This window comes from Nostoc sp. KVJ20 (assembly GCF_001712795.1).
In the GTDB taxonomy this organism is placed as follows: Bacteria; Cyanobacteriota; Cyanobacteriia; order Cyanobacteriales; family Nostocaceae; genus Nostoc.
Genome location: NZ_KV757678.1, coordinates 1 through 15,317 on the forward strand (window position 1 = coordinate 1; position 15,317 = coordinate 15,317).

Consider the following 15,317-nt stretch of genomic DNA (forward strand, 5'->3'; position numbering starts at 1 on the left):
GCACTGCTCATTAGTGTCAACTTAACGCAAAAACTATGTCCTGTAAGGGACTGAAGTTCCAAGAATCATAGCGAAAGTCATCTGAAGATGACTAGATATCCCCAAAAATATTCAGTCTACTTCAGTAGACTTTAGCTATGAGCCAGAGAATTCATTCTCTGGCGGGTTATGAAGCTCGCAGCGAAGCTATTTCTAGCTTAAGTTGACACCAATGGGCGGCATCCCTCTCCATGCCACTTGCCGGATGGAGTTTTCCGCCGCTTTCAATGATTCAAACGCGACTCGAAAATACTCGCTTGCCGCCGGCGCTATCCACTTTTTCGTTTAGAATTCAATTCTGAATTCTGGCTCCTGACTCCTGAATTCTTCTTCGGTAAATAATATTGGCTGTTTGGTGGTACAATGTTTTCGTATTATATTAGTGAAACCAAAAGCTGCTTGATTCACTTAATAGTTAAGTTGACAAGTGTAACAGCTAGCATCAACTACATCTGCCTCTAGTGAACCTAATCACCTAGTGGTTTTTCGTTACGATTCGCTAGAGCATCTACCGAGTAAACTTCCTTTTGTTCCTGATAATTTTCCCAAACTTGGCTTTAAATGCAGTTGGGTTTCTAAAAAACTATTGCGTCTTCTAGCTATTTTTGTAGTTTAGATTGCAATTTCTAAATTTGGGTTGCTGGCAGCAATATTTTCTGAGTATGATGTATTATGTGTCCGCTTTCCCAGGTTTTTAATTAACGCCTCACGTTTACCATTCTGAGGGTTTGCGCTGTTATATTTAGTGTATGACCTGGCTTGTTTGTTGTGTACTAGCGATCGCTAGTACGATCCCCAATAGCCAAGTTATTTAACTCTTGCTTACCAGCGTTATTCGCCTAACCTATACCCTGAATCTCCATTAACCAATACCTGTTTTTGGTGTGGTTGGGTGTAACAACAGCAAACTTATATATCGTGTAGTAATTACTGAGTTATCAGCATATTTACTATACTCGCATATCTTTGCAAAAAAACATTCAGTACCTTAGTAAGAAAAGGTGTAGACGATGATACCTAATTTTTGTAAAACTCTGCAAACTTTGAAGAAATTATCTAGTCATTGCTTTTAGTTTCTTGTTATACATATAATTACCGCCTGCCCCATTGCTGCTGATGTATTGCTTCTCACATAGCAACCGCCCCCTCTAGAGAGTCTACAAATGCTTAAACCCCTTTTGCTGTCAGGATGGTTCCGCGCACAACCATTTCTCAATTACGTTGTCGTTGTGATACTGATTGCACCCTTGTTAGGGGCATCGGGTCACTCGATCCCAGTAAGATCCGAAGTAGCTAAACTAGCTTCGACAACTGGAGATTCTGACTCTGTATCAAAGGAAATAGCTGTAGTTGGGGAACCTGAGATAGCTGAAATATTCAAAGCAGATCAAATCAACTCGTTAACAGAAGATTTTGACTCTGTACCAACACAAAGTACTGCTCTCCAGGAACCGCAAGTATTACCAGCGGATAAAATTGATTATTTGGCTCAAGTAGATAGTTTTGTGGCAAACAGCGATTTAACTGTTCCTGATACTTTGGCAGCAGTTGAACTCGCACCATTGACAGATGCTCCTGTTAGTCAGCTGAATTTAATACAAAAACTCAAAGCTGCGAATATTAAGTCTTTGAAAGGACAAGAGAATTCTCTCTCTAGAGAAAAGTCTTTTACTAAATCATTGGCAGCAGTTCAAGTAGCACCAACTCTGAGAGAATTACAACCAACCATAACAACAGAAATACCTGCGACTGAATCAGTAGATGAGTCCCAAGCAGAACAAATAGATCCTATCGGTAGCCCTCATCCTATTCCTTGGAAATGGATTACAACTACTCAAGAAGCAATTGGTTCCAATGGTGGTTCTGGAGTGCGTCACTACCGCAGCGTACCCGTAGTTTCTCCAGATGGTAAATATGCTGTTTATAGCCGGGTGCAACTAGAAGTAAAACCCCAAATGTATAACAGTCGTGTCACCAGCATTATGTTTGTCCAAGATATGCAAACTAAAAAGTTGTGGGTGATGGCTTCAACGACTCCAGTGAGTGATCCTTTATTAAAGGTAAAGGCTGTAAAGGCGGAAGCCTCAGAAGAAACTGATCCGAGCGGTAAGATTGGGGTATTAGTTCCAGTTAGCTGGTCAGAAAAAGGCGATCGCTTCTTAGCACGCAAATTTGAAGGTATATTTAACGCAGGTGAATCTACAGATAGTGCAGTGATTTGGGATCGGCAAAAAAATCACGCTAATACAGTAGCTCCTGCGAATCAGGAAGATGAGCATGAGAAAATCGCTGTATTGTTAGGCTGGAGTAAAAGCCAACCAGATCATGTGCTGTTCCGTGCAGGTGAATTGGGCGAGGAAGACTGGCCGTTAATGCAAGTTACTAATGATGGTAAGACTGTAACTACAACAGACGATGATCAGCCGATTACTTTTGGCAAAAAGGTTACAGAAATTTGGGCAGGCCCACAAGTCGCCTATCGATAGTTTATCAAAAATCCTATATATTCCCGTTGTCGTTAGTGACGACAACGGGATTTTTCTTTTGTACAGTTTCAGATTTTATCCAGAAAACAATGAAGAGTGCTGTTCACGGTCGCGGGGCGTTTAGCAAACAAATTGTAGGTTGGGTGGAGGCTTTGCGTAACCCAACATTCAGATATGTGTTGGGTTGCGCTCCGCTTCACCCAACCTACTGGTCTGCCCCATTAATTTTGCAAGGTTTGTAGTAAGCACTTAAGTGCTTAAAAATACAGGAATAAAGTCCTTACTACAAACTTTCAAAATCGTAGAATGATAGGTCATGATTTCTGTTTTTGGCTCTGCTGTATCCGCGATGCAATAACTGCTCTCCGAACGTCTCGATCTGATAAATTACCAACTGATAGCAAATGTTGGGGAATTCCTCCCATACGCTCTAGAATGCTTTTCTCACCATGAGATGCGGAATTTTTCTGATCCTGTCTATCTTTTATGAATAGCAAGAAGTCCAGCACTTCTTCCACTAGAGAATCTGAAACCTGCTCAATTTCCCGAATTAGTTCTTCTCTGGCTGTCACAGGTTATTTGCCTCAATACCAAACTATTTCATTTATCACGTTAACAGGATTCCAGGGACGATTGCATCCTAAGAGCTTAGGCAAAGATGCGATCGCTTTTTTACTAAATCGTGCGTAGTCGTAGCCCAACTCAGGCATCGCTCCTATGTTTTGGATAGATATTTGAAAGATAATAGACTAGAGAATATTTCTTGCCATACTCAATTTATGAAGCGTATCGTACAATTCGCCCACAACTATGAATCTAAATAAAAATACTTAAAATTAAAACTAGAGAGGCTTAGGCTTATCACCCCTTTCCCATTCAGGGATAGCCCCTTTCACCCGGCGGATGGGCAAATTAGCAATTAAAGCTGTGGTTCGTTGGTTGCTTTCTAAGGAGAACTCCAAGCCCTCTGTCTCAATTTCTACATAGCGACAGACTACATCTAGGATTTCTTTCCGCATTTTTTCCAACGTTTGAGGATCTAAGTCAGCGCGATCGTGAGCAATCACCAATTGCAGGCGACGTTTAACTTGAGTTCGACTGCTATCAGGGCCGCGAAAAAAAAGTTTTTCTAGAAGTTCAATCATTACGAATAGGTCTGGGGCGGAGACTGGAAAGGTAAGTTAAACAATCTTTGTCCACAACAACCTTCTTAGACGGGCGAAGATGCTGTCTTGGGACGAGTCGATCTCCAGAAATTCGACACTTTCTCCTTCTAATCTACGAGCAATGTTCTCAAAGGCTGTGGCAGCTAAAGAGGGATTTTCCGCTAACACTAAGGGTTCGCCGCGATTGGTAGATACAATAACACGCTCGTCGTCAGGGATTACCCCGATCAGGGGGATGGCGAGAAGTTCCTGAACATCTTGCACTGACATCATATCATTTGCTTGCACCATTGCGGGTCTGATACGGTTAATTATTAAATGAACACGCTTGATACCTTGTGCTTCTAGTAACCCTACTACCCGATCAGCATCACGAACTGAAGAAATTTCTGGTGTGCTGACAACTAGCGCTTCTTTTGCCGGCCCGATCGCATTTTTAAACCCATTTTCAATACCGGCAGGGCTATCAATAATCACATACTGATACTTTTGCGCTAGTGCATTCACCAATAACTTCATCTGTTCAGGTGTGACTGCATCTTTCGAGCGATTTTGGGCTGCTGGGAGGAGTACGAGATTGGGTTGGCGTTTATCTTTCACCAAGGCTTGTTCTAACCGGCACTCTCTGGCTAAAACTTCTACCGCAGTATAAACGATGCGGTTTTCCAGCCCTAAGAGCAAATCCAAATTTCTCAGACCAAAATCCGCATCAACCAAAGCAACTTGACGCCCCATTTTGGCTAAAGCCATACCCAAATTTGCTGAAACTGTGGTTTTACCCACTCCTCCTTTACCGGAGGTAATCACAATAATGCGAGTCATGATAGAAATGCGGTCAATGAGGGTTCAGGAAATATAAAACAGTAAATTGCAGTATAAAGTATGAAGTATCGTATCAAGTATGAAGAAATATCTGTTCTCCTTGATGATAGCGAGGCATGAATATTTTTTTTATTTCATCCTTACTTATATACTTCATTCTTTAAGTAAATATTTATGGCTCTTGATTGCTCTTGGTGAATTGGTTTCTGGAAAAATCAGTCGCTCTAGCGATGCGAATTCCTTGGGGTGTAATATGTGCCACCTCTGGAGAAAACTGCATTGGTGGTTTTTCTGGTGCTCTAGCGACAGCATCGGCAATCCGCAGTTGGGTTGGTTCCATTTGCAAGGCCATAATCAGACACTCACGATTACCTCCAGCCCCAGCATGAGCGATTCCACGCAGACGACCCCAGATAATGATATCTCCATCTGCAATTACAATACCACCTGGGTTTAAATCTCCCAAGACAATTACTGTACCAGGATGACGAATTTCTACTCCAGAGCGGACTGTCATTTCTAAATAGAGGGCATCTGCCTGGGGGATGGCTGTAGCCGTTGGCTCGGTACTCAGGGAAGTTATGGGTTGTAATTGTTCTACTGAATACCCTGAAGTTACAGCAGCGATCGCAGTTTGCCGCCGACTTGTGGAGACAGATATAAGCCTGAGTTGGACTTCAGTTAAAGCCTCAGCGAGTTCTTGGAGTTGTCTAGCATCTACCAAACGATCTTGTGCCATTAAATGCACAGGTGTATTAGATACACGGAAGCGATCGCCAGCATTCAGACGTTGCCTTATTTGTTGCCAAATATCAGACCAACTAAGTTCTGAGGCAGATACTTGAGATTCCGGGGGCAAAATTAATAACAGTCGTCCCTCCTTACTCTTTAACTGGACTTGAGTATTGTCACTTACACGATGCCCTGGTATTGCTGATTCATTAGGATTTAAATCAGTCAGAATAAAATCTGATGGGGCATTGGTATTTGATTCTACATCTGGGTTGGTAGGATTTGACTCTACATCAGCAAGGACAGTATTTGATTTTAAATAAAGAAGGACAGATTTTAACTCCGCATCCGGGAGGATAGAATCTGACTCTACATCAGAAACAGTAGGATTTACCTCTATCTCGGAAAGGATAGAGTTTGGTTCTGCATTAGGAAGTGCAGAATTTGACTTTAGATTGGGAATCGCAGAATCAGAAGTCATGCAGTACTAGCCAAAAGACAAGGGACACTCCGAATAATTACTAATATTAGATCAGTTGCAAAATTCAACAACATCCTCAGACCAGAAAGTGCAGAGTGCCGAGTCCTGAATCATAGCGACAAAATTTTGCTTCTTTACTACCCTACAACAACAATTCTTATACTCTGCACTCAGCAAGAACTCTGTTCGGTATCTCGTGACTCAAGACTGTTTAGTTAACCTCTGATAAATTGTTCCCAAGGCATCAGCATCACCGACGTTACCAGGAAACAGCACCACAGGTAAGTTAGGAAACTGAGGATGATCGGATGGCGTTAATACCATTGAACAACCAGCTAAAATTTGACCTAGTAAACGGGCTGAGGTTAAAGCTAGTCCAGTACTTAAGACATCGTTTGAAGTAATACCACCCTTGCTGATTAAGAATCCTATATCAGATGGTAAACCACGCACAATATCCATCAATAAAGCTGAAACTTTTTCCCCAAACTCTAATCGTGTCTCGACATCTTTAAAACTTAGTTCCTGACGGCTAGTATAAACCACTGGTGTTTTGCCAGCTTCGTGTGCCGCCCCTGTACTTTCCTGAATTTCAGTTAGCAATGCAGTAGATTGATTTGCATCATCAAGTAATCGCGCTACATTTACTTCGATTCCTACTGTTCCTTCTACTTGTAACAGCGCCTCTAATTGCTGAGTAGTCTTTTTCACATGAGAACCAACAATCACCACACCGGGTTTGCCTTGGCGCACGTACTGCGCCATCTTTTCGGCGGCAATGGGTTGGGGAGGTAAAGCGGCTAAAGCTGTTAGAATACTTGCTGCACTGCGAAATAGAAAGCGTTTCCCTTGACTTGCTGCTGCTAATATATCTGCTGCAAAGCGGTTGAGATCGTCTTGAGTTTCACCATCTACAACAGCGCACTGATTACCATTAAATTGTAACAATCGTTCCAAACTACCAGCGCGAATATCGGCCAGGAGAAACCTTTCTACTGCTTCAGCACTAATTCGTCCTTGAGTCTTTTCTTCGACATACTTGGGCAAGTAACTGTGATGGTAGCTGAAGACTGAATCATGGGCAAATTCTGTTTCATGGACTGGGGTGGGTACACCGCCAATAATTAAGTAATGCACACTGTCGCGAGTGATGCGTCCGCCCTCAAAAAAAGCTGGTACGAGAAAATGAGCATCAAAAGGGCCGAGTTCTTGTGCGATCGCATCTGTTTCAATAGGATAATGTCCCCGCAAAGTAGAATCAGAACGGCTGACAATCAGAAAATCGTCAATCCCTTCAGCATTCAAAGCGATTTTTAGGTTCTGGCAAACTTCTTTGGTGACAGATGCAGCTGACTCTGGCGTTAGCGATCTAGTATTAGTCAGCACAAAGAAAATCGGCGAATCATCCTGCAACCCGCTGCGTAAAGTGTCCACATCCCAGTGCATTAGCAGCAAGCAGCTGTGGACTGTTTGAGAACCTGTAGGGTCATCATCCAGGACAATTATTTTGGGTTTGTTGCTCATTTAAGTCAACGGGGCGATTGTTTTCTGGGAAAGTAAAAGCGAATAGAAGTCGCTACAACACAAAGCTTAGTCCTCCTCCGTGGACTAATCCAAAATCAAGGGTTTTCTAACCTGCGGAGGCAGGTTTTGTCTCGTGTAGCTGCGACTTCTAGTCGCCCAAGCTTTACAAACATCTACTCAGCCTTTCTGCAATTTTCTGATTTCTGCTTGCACATCGATCGCAATTTGCAATGATTGATTTAGCAGTTGAGCATATTCGCCTGCTTGACTACTAACTTGTAAAGCTTTCAGGCTGGGTAAATTATTGACAAATAGCTCTTGATTATTCGCAAGCAATTTTTTATTATCTCGCAAAATTCGTTCCGTTTTCAGAGCGCGGACTAAATCTTCTCTAATTAGTTGCAGGGCGGCGGTTACTTTATCTCGGTCATGGATACTGCTTTCTACGTTTCCTGATGCTGCCAATTGGTCATTAATATCGATGGCAGCAACCAGATCATGATATTTATCAACTTCGTCTAAAAGTATTGTCAGTCCTTCAGGACAGCTTAATTGTCGCCACAGCCATCGCCCCACTAATATTGGCATGGGCACTAAAATTAATAAAAGAATTCCTAGTCGAATTGAAGAACCAATTGTTGGCAAAATAATAAACGCGTAAACAAAGCCAACAATTATTGGCGTTAGCGCCAGCGTCACCAGCATTTCACTGATAAAAAACCCTAATCGCTTTTTGCTATCTCGCAGAACCGAGGGACGAAAAACGTCTTCTGGATCGAACCCAGTTAAACGTCTCAGTTCCCCTTTGCTAATTTCCAAGCCTATTAAATCCGGCTGCACGACTGGATAACTCCTATGGAAGCCCAAGTTAAGTATCTATTTTAATCGGCTTTACCGTGATGATTGTGGTTATATTCGGGAAACCAGTTTTCATCTAAAATTTGTTCTAAAGAGCCAATAAGTGCGATAGGGAATTTATCAATGGGAAGTTTTGAGCGATCGCTTGCTTCTGCTCTTCCTTCTTGGTAGCATGTATCAAAAATTTCTAAGATGTAAGGCTTAAGACTAGGACTATCTTTGAGTTGATCCTTAATTTCTCTGCGGAATGTCCTGATTTCCCCTTTCCAATGTCCTTCATTTCGCTCTCGTTCCACATCCCAATATGTGAGCTTAAGCAGATGTTCAAAAAGTCGAATCAACAGACTTTTCACCGCTCGCTTCTCGCTCCTACCCATATTTTCTAATTCTTCAGTCAAGTTATCTAAATCTACAGATGAAAATTGGCCAGCGCGAAGTTGGTTGATAGTTGTCCTGAGCCACAGGTAATAATCTTGGTCATATAAAGTCTGAGTTGTTGATTGTATTTCTGTCACCATGCACTTGTTAAGCTCCTATTATCTTTGTCAAGCAATGTGTATTCTTATACACTAATTGTCATTCAGGTGTTGAATACTGAGAATTGCCTCTAATCTCTGACTCTAGCTGAATAGTTCTACCTTCACCAAAAGAAAATTACGCCTCTGTGACACCATCATAATAAAGAAATTCAACCGGAATTTCTGTTGTAACATCAAAAACAACTAGTACTAGTACCGCAAGGCGGAAGTCAAAAAAATTGTATTCCAAGCTCTTGCGCCATTTCAAATCAATGAAACGCTTACGCTGTATTCATTTTTAATTTTTAATTCTGCCTTGCGGTACTAGTCATGTTGTTGCGATCGCCTATCGGTGATTGTAGAGTACAATCCATCAACCTATTGGCGATCTAACTCATCAGTTACAATCCAGTAATATGTAGGCGATCGCATTTAAGCAAGGCAAGCCCACGTCAAGTTGAGTAGCATGGCCGCAGAACAACGATTAATAAATTTTGATACTGCAACCGCATCTTCGCAGACAGGCGCAAAACTAAATTATCGACCGCAAGCCGTCGATACCAGCATCGATGCCGATACTTATCTATTCACCCAGTTGCGAAAACTCTCACTTGAACAACGGATAAAGATGTTCGCGGCTCATGAACGTGGAGTGAAAAAACTTTGCCTTGCAGGAATTAAATCACGACATCGCAATGTTTCCCAGGAAGAAATTCGTTGTATATTTGCCCGTGCCTTGCTGGCAGAAAAATTTTCTCCAAACTTCCAGTCAATTGGTGTTGATGAAAGTATGTGGATTCAAGATTCCATTTCACTAGCAGGCGAACTCCACCAACTTTTTGAGTCAATAAATATACCTTATTACGTTAGTGGAGGTGTTGCTAGTTCAATTCACGGGGAACCTCGCTCGACTCGCGATTTGGATTTGGTGATTTCAGTTCAACCTGACCAAATCGATTTGTTGGTAACGACACTGGAAATAGCGGGATATTATTGTCCAGCAGGAGCGGTTGAAGATTTGAAGCGAGGATGTGAGCGAATGCTCAACATCACACATACTGAAACCATAGCTAATGCCGATCTGTACATTACTGATGGTTCACCATTTGCAGTATCGCAGATGGCACGTCGGATATTGCCCGATTTAGATGGGATACCTGAATTTTGGGTAGCTTCGCCAGAGGATACGATTTTACAGAAGTTGCGCTGGGGGCAGAGTAGTCAATCCGAAAAACAGTGGCGTGATGTATTGGGGATACTCAAGTTGCAAGCACAAACTTTAGATTACACTTACCTTATAGAGTGGGCAGAATATTTAAATTTGGTTGATACGTTGAGTCGAGCATTGACTGAGGCTGGTATTTAACAAAATAGAATTCAGAATTCAGGAGTCAGAATTCTGAATTCCCTAGCAGTAAATCTTAAGGATAAAGACCTCTATCAGTCAGTGCTTGCGCCACTCTACCCACTCCTAAAGTGTAAGCTGCTAATCTTAAAGGAATTTGCCGCACCTCCGATTGGTGAATCACCTTGCGGTAGGCTTGCACCATCAAATGTTCCATTTCGCGGTTGACGCGCTCCTCATCCCAAAATACATAAGAAAGTCCTTGTACCCACTCTAAATAACTGACTACCACACCGCCAGCATTCGCCAAAATGTCTGGTAGCACTATCACACCCCGCGCCTCTAGCGCCAAGTTAGCCTCAAGAGTAACCGGGCCGTTTGCTGCTTCTGCCACAATCTGCGCCTGTACCTGATTCACATTTTCTTCAGTGATTTGGTTTTCTAAAGCGGCTGGTATTAAGACATCGCAGGGTAAAGTTAATAAATCTGCATTGCTAATTGGTACAGATTGCGGAAAACCCACAATACTCTTACGATTTTCAGCAGCATAAACTTTCAACTTGGGAATATCAAGACCAACTTCAGAAAATATTCCTCCAGCACCCGTTGAAACGGCAAGAATTTTCGCGCCTGCTTCATATAGTAATTCTGCTGCGGCACCACCTACATTACCAAACCCCTGAATAACTACTCGCACTCCTGCCAAAGATTTACCTTGATCTGCTAGCGCCTCACGCACAGTAATCATCACACCACGTCCGGTTGCCATTTCTCGTCCCAGAGAACCACCAATAGAAAGCGGTTTCCCAGTTACAACCCCTGGTACAGCATTACCAACATTCACAGAATAAGTGTCCATCATCCAAGCCATTTCACGGGACGAAGTACCCATATCTGGCGCAGGAATATCTACGGAAGGCCCAATATCTTTAATTAATTCGCTGATATAACGGCGGCTGATTCGCTCTAATTCGCCAACACTGTAACGTTTTGGATCTATGGGAATGCCACCTTTACCACCACCATAAGGAATACCTAATAATGCACATTTCCAGGTCATCAGCATTGCTAGAGCGGATACTTCCCGCAGTGTCACAGCTGGATGGTAACGAATTCCGCCCTTGTAGGGGCCTAAAACATCGCAGTGTTGCACACGATGTCCAGCGAGAACTTGTATTTCGCCATTATCTAGTTTCACGGGAATGGAAACTGTGACGACCTTACGCGGGTGGCTGAGAATTTCCAGTAAACCCTGATTTAAATTTAATTCTTTAGCTGCCGCTTCTAAGTAACTACACGCTTGATCAAATGGGCATATATGCGCTGGAGAAGCGGGTTCTGGCAGCAACAGTGATTTTGAAATCATAAAATTTTCTCCTAATCACGGTATCTTTGCGAACCGGATATCATTCTGTAACTAGCTTATCCTTTTTTTGGGAGAAGTGGGAATTTTGTAGTTTTTGTTACAGTTTTATATTTTATATTCTGCTATAGGAAAAATCAATATGTGGACTACTGGTCTGTCAAATTCATTTTGACGGTTAGAGAGACGCGATAAATCGCCGTCTCTACAGGAAATTTATCCATTAATTATTTATTGACAGACTATTACCACATTCTAGAAAGCCTGCTTTCTTAAGGAAATCCAAAAAATAAATTATCCCCACAGGTTTTTATCTTGTTAATGCGATCGCAACATTCTGTCCACCAAAGCCAAAACTCAAACATAATATCTGGCGAATTTTACTTAGACGTGCTGCTGTAACGATTTCTAAGTCAAACTCTGGCTGCTGGAATCCTACACAAGGTGGTAAAATTTGATGCTTTAATGCCATGAGAGAAAAAGCCACACCTAACGCTCCAGATGCCCCTAATGTATGACCTGTGCTTCCCTTGGTGGAACTAACCGCCACGCCTTGAGGAAACAAACGCTGGATTACCATACTCTCCATCTGGTCATTTAGCTGGGTAGCTGTGCCATGAGCATGAATATAATCGATATCGGCTGGTGAGAGACAACTACGTTTTAGACATTGTTTAATAGCAGCGATCGCACTTTTGCCTTCTGGTTCTGGCGAATTACTATGATATGCGTCGTTAGTTAAGCCAAAACCGAGAATTTCACCATACACTTTTGCTTGACGCTGTTTTGCCAACTCTGCTGATTCTAAGACAAATAAAGCTGCGCCTTCGCCCAACACTAAGCCTTCCCGATGCAAATCAAAAGGATAAGCCCCAGTTTTCGCCAAAGCACCCATCTGCTGAAACCCAGCTAAAGTTAGGGGTGTAATCGGCGCTTCCACTGCACCTGCGATCGCTTGTTGACATTGCCCAGTTTGGATAAGTAAAGCTGCTTGGGCAATAGACCAAATTCCTGTTGCACAAGCTGCCATTGGTGCTAAAACCGTTCCAGATGCACCAATTTGTCGCGCAGCTGCGATCGCATTTATATGAGGTAATGTATCTAGCCAGTTTCCAAAAGAGGAAACGGGAAAATTCTTCGCGTCACTATACATTTGCCGAGCCAGAATTTCCCAAGACGCTTGATAAGAGCGACTCGATCCAATTACTACGGCACAATCAGCTAAAGGTGGAACTAACCCAGAATCTTGCAAAGCAGAAATAACAACCATCTGAGTTAACATTGTCAATTCAGATGGTTGTTGTCCAATTAAACCTAGAGGAAATGGTGTAAGTTCTGGAAATGGTTGATGTAATCTAATTCCAGATTTCCCTGCTAGCAAATTTTGCCAGCTATCCTCTAAGCTTCCACCCAAGGCGGAAACTAGACCAATACCAGTGACATAAACCTTAACCAATTTGCAATTTGGGGGATGAGGTGGATCAGGAAGATGAGGAAGAATAATAATCGTTTTTTTACTTCCTCATCTCCCTCATCTCCCCCTGCTCCTCTACTGTGCAGGTGTTTTCAGATTTTCAGCACCTTGGGTGACTTTGGCAGAGTCAATGCGATCGCCTTGCTGAATTTTGTTCACTACATCAAGACCTTGAGTGACATTGCCAAACACGGCGTAGTTGCCATCTAAAAACGCCAAATCCGCCAAAGCAAAGTAAAACTGAGCAGAAGCGGAGTCTGGTGATTGCGATCGCGCCATTGCTACTGCACCCTGTTTATGGGGCAATATGACAGGTTGAGTAGTAGCATCAAATGGTTTATTGTAAACCGGAGTATCTGAACCTTTTGGCTTAACTTCTAAAGGTATATAGCGAGCATTGCCCGTTTTTGGGTCAATATAGCTACCGGTTCCGAGTCTATCTGCTGGAACTTTTGGGTCTTTACCTTGGGGATCGCCGCCTTGAACTACAAAAGGTTGGGGTTCACGCACAACTCGATGGAAAGGTAAACCATCGTATACACCCTTTTGTACTAAATCTACGAAATTGCCAGCTGTAATGGGGGCATCAGTGCCGTCTACTTCGATAGTAATCGGCGAACCTTTAACCGTTAGCACCACAGTAGCCTTGCCTTCAAGCCGTGGTAAATCCGCCATTCCAGGAACACTCTCACTACTAGTTTGAGATACAGATGTTGCATCACTAGTTGTCTTAGTGCTTCCCTCGCTTGTAGTCGAGGTAGCTGTTGATCCTGGTGAAGATGTATTAGAAGCGACTTGCTGTGGTGAACATCCTCCCAACATCAAGCCACTGATAATCACAAAAGAAAGCAAAAATTGTGAAATTTTTAACCGCATTGCCACTTACTGATTTAACCAGAGTATCTTATCGTTTTCAGGGGCATTGGGATTAGGGGAGAGGTGACAGCTAACAGGTAATAGGGAATAATCTTTACCCTGTAACCTCTACCCTAATCTCTTACAGTCCTTCTAACGAGACTCCCAAAAAGCGGGCTAACTTTGCGCCTTCTGTTTCCAACTCTGTTAGAGATAACGGTTGTCCAACCCGTGTTAAGGGTATATCTCGCCGCCCCTTAATGCGTAGATAGAGGGCGCGACGGGGATTAAGACCTTCCTTGACGGCGATTCGCACAGATTGCACATCTTCTATGCGACTATCAATCTCAATTCGGCGGTTTTTGCCAGGAAACCCCCAACGGAAGATTTTGATTGTGCCAGTTTCCTGATTAAATTCGTTGTAACCGCCTCCTACATCCAATAAAATCACTAGCCACAAGTATGTAGCTAATAACAAACCAGCAGCGCCATATAACCCCATTACCAATCCTTGGGGGACGAATACCAGTTGAGTTGGATCGGAAACTATGAGTAAATTAACTTTTAAATAACTGGATAACCCAGCCAATAAAAAGCCGCTTGCTCCCAAGGTAACGATGGTTGCCCACCAGTAGTTACTAAACCGACGAGAACCGAGAACATTTTGATGCAGGAGGCGATCGCCTTTGTTAATCGTTGTTGATGTCGTCATTGAACTACCATTGCCTGTGAGATACTCGCTGTGACATACTCGCACACTGAATGCTTTTGCATAGAGTGGTGGCTCTCTGTGCTAATCCGGCTATTGCTTAGGAGGCACTTCAGCACTGTTTTAAGTCCACCGGATAACCTGCCGCAGACTATGAATTTTTTACCCTGTAATCTACAAATTTTACTATCCCGGATGATGCTGGCTTACTTGCACTACGAGACAAACCGCTTAGGCTATTTGTATTAGTCAAGATATGCCAACTTCTTTTCCCCTTGGCTAACGTTTCACATAGGTTTTCCAGAGGTGTATCAACGACAGTGGTGGCGAAGTTACCATCCACATTTTACCAAACATCGTTCACAAAAACTCAACTGCGCCCCTCCATGTTCCTGCTACCGATATAATTTCTTAGGGCATGTCAATACCATTTTTTTACTCAATGCCTGATAAAAATTCTTTCTCCCCTGCCCCTCTGCCCCCCTTCTCCCCTGCTCTCCTCTCCCTGCCTCTTTTTCACCTATTGGGAATGAGTTAGCTATATATGTCCATCTGCATTAATTTTTTTTAGATTTCTGAGAAAAGTTGTGTCAAATTGTAAAAATTCTGATATTCATATTATTAATAAGGTTCGTGTTTCATAGCTCATTTGCTTCTGCGTATCAGGCAAAAACCCTGACTAGTGTGATAAATTAAGAATCATTAAGTTACCACAAGCTAGATTACTAGCCGATGGTACGTGTAATGTCATAACCCTGAGAAATAACGACTTAACTAGTCTGCAAGCTCTCAGAATCTCAGTTGTTTAAAAGCTGTTGAGATTGTCAAAAAAAACGTTAATTCCTCACGGTAGTCGGTTAGATTGACTCTCCGTACTACCTTAAAAACGTTGCAATTTTAGTAAAAAATGAGGATTTAGTCTGATGACCATCGCAGTTGGACGCG

General features: G+C 42.6%; 14 protein-coding genes. 2 read left to right on the plus strand and 12 right to left on the minus strand.

The features are described from left to right. Positions 1-1,202 precede the first annotated feature (1,202 nt). Positions 1,203-2,525 carry a hypothetical protein gene (locus A4S05_RS27965; protein WP_069073051.1) on the plus strand — a complete coding sequence of 441 codons (1,323 nt, stop codon included), beginning with the start codon at positions 1,203-1,205 and terminating at the stop codon, positions 2,523-2,525. Positions 2,526-2,839: 314 nt separating this feature from the next. Here A4S05_RS27965 and A4S05_RS27970 read toward each other — a convergent pair whose 3' ends face one another. The 8 genes from A4S05_RS27970 to A4S05_RS28000 all read right to left on the minus strand — a co-directional run bounded on the left by A4S05_RS27970 (position 2,840) and on the right by A4S05_RS28000 (position 8,626). Continuing rightward, on the minus strand, positions 2,840-3,097 hold the full coding sequence (locus A4S05_RS27970) for a hypothetical protein (protein WP_069073052.1): 258 nt from the start codon (positions 3,095-3,097) through the stop codon (positions 2,840-2,842). A gap of 12 nt (positions 3,098-3,109) precedes the next feature. Continuing rightward, positions 3,110-3,235: a hypothetical protein gene (locus A4S05_RS43710; RefSeq protein ID WP_256091210.1), complete on the minus strand. Its 126-nt coding sequence runs from the start codon at positions 3,233-3,235 to the stop codon at positions 3,110-3,112. Between the two features lie 132 nt (positions 3,236-3,367). Next, positions 3,368-3,670, minus strand: a complete 303-nt coding sequence (gene minE / locus A4S05_RS27975) for a cell division topological specificity factor MinE (RefSeq protein ID WP_069073053.1) — start codon at positions 3,668-3,670, stop codon at positions 3,368-3,370. A 36-nt stretch (positions 3,671-3,706) separates the two neighbouring features. After that, complete coding sequence (gene minD / locus A4S05_RS27980) at positions 3,707-4,513, minus strand: septum site-determining protein MinD (protein WP_012410009.1); 807 nt, start codon at positions 4,511-4,513, stop codon at positions 3,707-3,709. 172 nt (positions 4,514-4,685) lie between these two features. Beyond that, complete coding sequence (gene minC / locus A4S05_RS27985; RefSeq protein ID WP_069073054.1) at positions 4,686-5,726, minus strand: septum site-determining protein MinC; 1,041 nt, start codon at positions 5,724-5,726, stop codon at positions 4,686-4,688. A gap of 201 nt (positions 5,727-5,927) precedes the next feature. Then, positions 5,928-7,250 carry a four-carbon acid sugar kinase family protein gene (locus A4S05_RS27990; protein ID WP_069073055.1) on the minus strand — a complete coding sequence of 441 codons (1,323 nt, stop codon included), beginning with the start codon at positions 7,248-7,250 and terminating at the stop codon, positions 5,928-5,930. Positions 7,251-7,427: 177 nt separating this feature from the next. Further along, positions 7,428-8,090, minus strand: a complete 663-nt coding sequence (locus A4S05_RS27995; RefSeq protein WP_069073056.1) for a hypothetical protein — start codon at positions 8,088-8,090, stop codon at positions 7,428-7,430. A gap of 41 nt (positions 8,091-8,131) precedes the next feature. Next, a complete protein-coding gene (locus A4S05_RS28000) occupies positions 8,132-8,626 on the minus strand; it encodes a DUF29 domain-containing protein (protein ID WP_069073057.1) in 495 nt (164 codons plus the stop codon). A 466-nt stretch (positions 8,627-9,092) separates the two neighbouring features. Between A4S05_RS28000 and A4S05_RS28005 the strand changes: the two genes are divergently transcribed. Beyond that, on the plus strand, positions 9,093-9,992 hold the full coding sequence (locus tag A4S05_RS28005; RefSeq protein ID WP_069073058.1) for a hypothetical protein: 900 nt from the start codon (positions 9,093-9,095) through the stop codon (positions 9,990-9,992). 55 nt (positions 9,993-10,047) lie between these two features. Here A4S05_RS28005 and A4S05_RS28010 read toward each other — a convergent pair whose 3' ends face one another. The 4 genes from A4S05_RS28010 to A4S05_RS28025 form a co-directional block, all read right to left on the minus strand. After that, positions 10,048-11,337, minus strand: a complete 1,290-nt coding sequence (locus tag A4S05_RS28010) for a Glu/Leu/Phe/Val family dehydrogenase (RefSeq protein WP_069073059.1) — start codon at positions 11,335-11,337, stop codon at positions 10,048-10,050. Between the two features lie 307 nt (positions 11,338-11,644). Further along, positions 11,645-12,790, minus strand: coding sequence for a beta-ketoacyl-ACP synthase (locus tag A4S05_RS28015; RefSeq protein WP_069073060.1), 1,146 nt, complete (start codon positions 12,788-12,790; stop codon positions 11,645-11,647). Between the two features lie 93 nt (positions 12,791-12,883). Continuing rightward, positions 12,884-13,684: a peptidylprolyl isomerase gene (locus A4S05_RS28020; RefSeq protein ID WP_069073061.1), complete on the minus strand. Its 801-nt coding sequence runs from the start codon at positions 13,682-13,684 to the stop codon at positions 12,884-12,886. A 121-nt stretch (positions 13,685-13,805) separates the two neighbouring features. Continuing rightward, positions 13,806-14,375, minus strand: a complete 570-nt coding sequence (locus A4S05_RS28025) for a photosystem I assembly protein Ycf4 (RefSeq protein WP_069073062.1) — start codon at positions 14,373-14,375, stop codon at positions 13,806-13,808. Between the last annotated feature and the right edge of the window lie 942 nt (positions 14,376-15,317).